The sequence below is a fragment of the Pseudomonas violetae genome (genome assembly GCF_023072615.1).
Classification (GTDB): domain Bacteria; phylum Pseudomonadota; class Gammaproteobacteria; order Pseudomonadales; family Pseudomonadaceae; genus Aquipseudomonas; species Aquipseudomonas violetae.
In genome coordinates, this window is record NZ_JAKNRW010000078.1 from 1 (window position 1) to 3538 (window position 3538).

Annotated in this window: 4 protein-coding genes and 1 pseudogene; all 5 read right to left on the reverse strand. The window is 48.5% G+C overall.

The window, feature by feature from the left end; genetic code table 11:
* Nucleotides 1–130: pseudogene (locus L9059_RS30400) on the reverse strand (DUF6531 domain-containing protein); the annotation flags it as partial.
* A gap of 264 nt (nucleotides 131–394) precedes the next feature.
* Nucleotides 395–814 carry a hypothetical protein gene (locus L9059_RS30405; RefSeq protein WP_247296510.1) on the reverse strand — a complete coding sequence of 140 codons (420 nt, stop codon included), beginning with the start codon at nucleotides 812–814 and terminating at the stop codon, nucleotides 395–397.
* A 198-nt stretch (nucleotides 815–1012) separates the two neighbouring features.
* Nucleotides 1013–1693 carry a hypothetical protein gene (locus tag L9059_RS30410; protein WP_247296513.1) on the reverse strand — a complete coding sequence of 227 codons (681 nt, stop codon included), beginning with the start codon at nucleotides 1691–1693 and terminating at the stop codon, nucleotides 1013–1015.
* Between the two features lie 237 nt (nucleotides 1694–1930).
* A complete protein-coding gene (locus L9059_RS30415; RefSeq protein WP_247296515.1) occupies nucleotides 1931–2245 on the reverse strand; it encodes a DUF7716 domain-containing protein in 315 nt (104 codons plus the stop codon).
* 7 nt (nucleotides 2246–2252) lie between these two features.
* Nucleotides 2253–3538: RHS repeat domain-containing protein (locus L9059_RS30420; RefSeq protein ID WP_247296547.1), on the reverse strand; the 1286-nt coding region annotated here is incomplete at its 5' end.

Sequence of the window (3538 nt, forward strand, 5' to 3'; positions counted from 1 at the left end):
AACCTTTGCCGAGCACACTGTCGACGGTCAGGTCGCTGGCGTAGAAGCGTGACCATTCGAGGGGCATCAGGCCCGGGAGGCTGAAATCGGTTTCGTCAGGAATCACCTTGCGCCCGGTGGTGGCGTCGACAGAGAACGATGGTGCCGGAGGGCGAGGAAAAACTGCTGCCTATTGCTTCCCTCAACGAAGTCCGCAGGCTACCTCCCACGCCTGCGGCCAGACCCGCCTACAGGGCCAAACAGAACCCACAGGTGAACTTCGCGACCGTGGCATCAGCGCGGCCCCGTTGAGGAACCCGTTCAGGGCTCCGTAGTAATACAGCGCCGTCTCAACGTCGAAATTCTGGTCCCCAACGCGCAGGTTCTGTTCGACCGATTAGGAATGCTCTAGTCTTCAACCCGTCTGAACAAAAAACAACCCTTCTCCTCTTCCATCTTTTTTCAAGAACAAATATCCAACTGCATCACTGAGATAAAATATATCTTTAAATGGCTCTGAAAAATCTGCTGAATATAGCTGGCAGATAAAATCATAGTCTAAAATCAGAGCTTCCGGAACGATCATGCCATGCGGAGCCAAATCTGAAATCATAGAAAAAACGGGGAAGTCTTCATCTTCTATTTGCCTATCTTTTAACTCTGTCGCCATCTCAGGAATACTGTCGACAGGGCTAGTTTGAAACACCCCGCCGTCTCCAAGCACAACTAGAGTATACCCACTCAAAATTAAATCTAACTCTGAGGGATCGCCGCTATACGTTATATTCTCGAGAAAATAGTCTGACTTGCTGTAAGTAGAAAAAACGTACAGCACGCCTTCACTTGGAATGCTACTTTTTTTGTATCGCCTTTAATTTTAGAACAGTCTATAGAAGCAACTAAGGTAAGCGGATCACCATCTGGGTTTAGCGGCCATGCTACGACCTCAGCTACTTGCCCTCCGAGAGTGACTCCCGAAGAAACAGCAACGCTATCGGAAGGAATAATCTGTTTGACCTTTATCATAATGACCTCATCCGCATGTGCTTAAACCGCTATGAAATTTTTTCGCCATTCTTTTTAGCTGCTTAACTCGCGAGCTAGGCACTCCACTTTTTCTCAGTGCGCCAGAGGTTATATCTAGTTCTCGCTTGAGTGAAGGTGCGAACTCATTTCTGCCAAGACCTTGACTCTCACGAATTTGCGTTTCGTGCCAGTGAGTGCCACCAATGCCTCTAGTGTCTTTTAGAGGGCCTCTGGTGTGATTAACTGGGTTAGCCTTAAAAAACGCAACAGCTTGATCAGAACACACTACGTGAGAACTGCTTTCCAGAGCCCGAAAAATGTTACTGACTGGATCTTTATTAAGCAGGGCAATGCTATTAAACTTCTTGGGACCTTCAGGCATAGACCTGGCCAGTGGTTTATTAATAGACTGAGCCATATCAAAAGCCGACTCGAACCTCAGATAATTAATTATAAAATAATCATTATAGCCTTCACCATTTATGGTGACGTCCGTGCGAATAAGCTGTACACCATCGGCCAATGCTGAAGAATTAATAATACCTGCAAGCCTAGAGCTTACCAAATCCGGCCCGTCGCTAAATAAATAATCGTACCGGCGAATAGCCGCGACAGAAATCTTATTCTTCAACGTCATTTTTGGAACAGGCTTAGAGGCAGAAATCTTTTTACACTCATAAAACTTCAAGTGATCAAGGCTATGCTCGCGATCATAAGAAAATCCAGTAGTTATCTGGTTAATTATTTGAAGGTGTCCGCAGTTTCATTAACACACTCCTGCCCTGATAGAGTTTTTATTTAGCCCTAGCGGGACGCCCAACTCACGCAGCCCAATCACGCCAAAATGTGTCTTAATGAGCTTCAAAGAGCTGCGCTTGCCGCTAACGAGCAAGCGCATTGCTCTTGTTTCTAAAAAATGAAAGACTTATAAAACAATGAACGCATCATTTTCAAAGTAAAACTTAAACGCTTCAAAATACTCATCAATTGTTGGGTTAGGTAACTGCTGATCAAGATTTGAAATCACATCTTCAATTGATGCTTTATCAAGTGATGCCTTCCATCCCTCGCTAGCTACCTGTGGAGGAAGGTAATCCGTTGAGTCGGGCGGAAAATCCCAACTATCTAAAGAAAATGCTCCTTTCGTATCCAACGTCCATGTCGTAGCTGGCAAATAAAACCATGTCTCTGGCATCTGCCCGATATTCTCTAAAACTTCTCTAATACTATAGGTTTTCATACTCACCTCAACACGCAGAGTTTTGCAATTTTTTGAAGCCACCCTGCTGATTAGGATGGAGGCTTTGCTGTACCGGTCCGGCCGCCTGATGCTGAGCCCTAGGTATCAACTCGATATCCTTAGGAGTCTGAGCATTATGGTGCCAAGAATGATTTGGCGGACTGGTTTGCTTAAATCCTCCTCTAGGCCCAGGCTGAATATGCGTCACCACCTCAGGTGGAAGGGAGGATTTCAGCTCTGGATATTTTAACGTCCGATTGTATAACTCTTCGTTTGCATACCGGAAGTGTACCGGCCGGTCAGACGCATGAATTTCTGATGGCATTTCCACACTGGTCCACACACTATACTGACTGCTCGATAGCGGCCTGCCGCTTCCATCTATTCCAGTCCATCCAAGAGGATCGATCCAACCAGTAGGACTCGTAACGTATCGATAAAGGTTGAGTCCACCATCCAGCCCAATCGGATCCTGCGTTATAAAGCGCCCAACCTGCGGATCGTAATACCTAAACGTATTGTAATGCAGCCCCGTCTCATCATCGAAATACTGACCCTGAAACCTCAGGTTCTGCTCAACCTCGTTCACCGCCAGCTTTTCGATGGAACCCCACGCCTTGTACGTCGCCTGCCAGACAATCGCGCCATCAACGTCGGTCATCTCCAACGGCGTACCAATCTGGTCGGTGTGGAAGTAGTAAAGCTTCTGCTCTTCCCCTTCGCTTTGATCAACGCGGGCCAGCGGCGCATAGCTGCCGGGCTCGTAGATGTACAGGCTGCTCTGCCCCGGCTGTTCTTCGCGCAGAATCCTCAGGCCTTGCCAGAGGAAGTTCTTGTGTTCGGTTTTGCCGCCTTTTACTGAGGTTTTACCTACCCGTCGGCCGAGGCTGTCATAGCGATAGGCACCGCTGCTTTCCAGCTTGCCATTCACCAAGGTCTCGGCCTTGACCAGCCGATTTTCGCCGTCATAACTGAACGTCTGCAGCCGGCTCAACCCGCTGCGCTTTTCAATCAGGTTGCCCCACGCATCGTAGGCATATTCCTGATCGCGCCACTGCTTGATGCGGTTGTCTTTGACGTGATCAAACTGGCTGGTGTTGAAGTTCAGCCGGTTCGCCGCCGCGTCGTACCTGAACTCCTCACTGTCCACCAACTTGCCCGTGTCGCGGCTGTGCAGTTGGCCGTTGGCTTCGTATTCGTATTTGATCTCGCCGCGCAGTTTGTCCAGCGTGCGGATCAGTTCACCTGCCGGGTCGTATTGGTAGCGGCGGTGGATCGGGTTGTAGGCGTGTT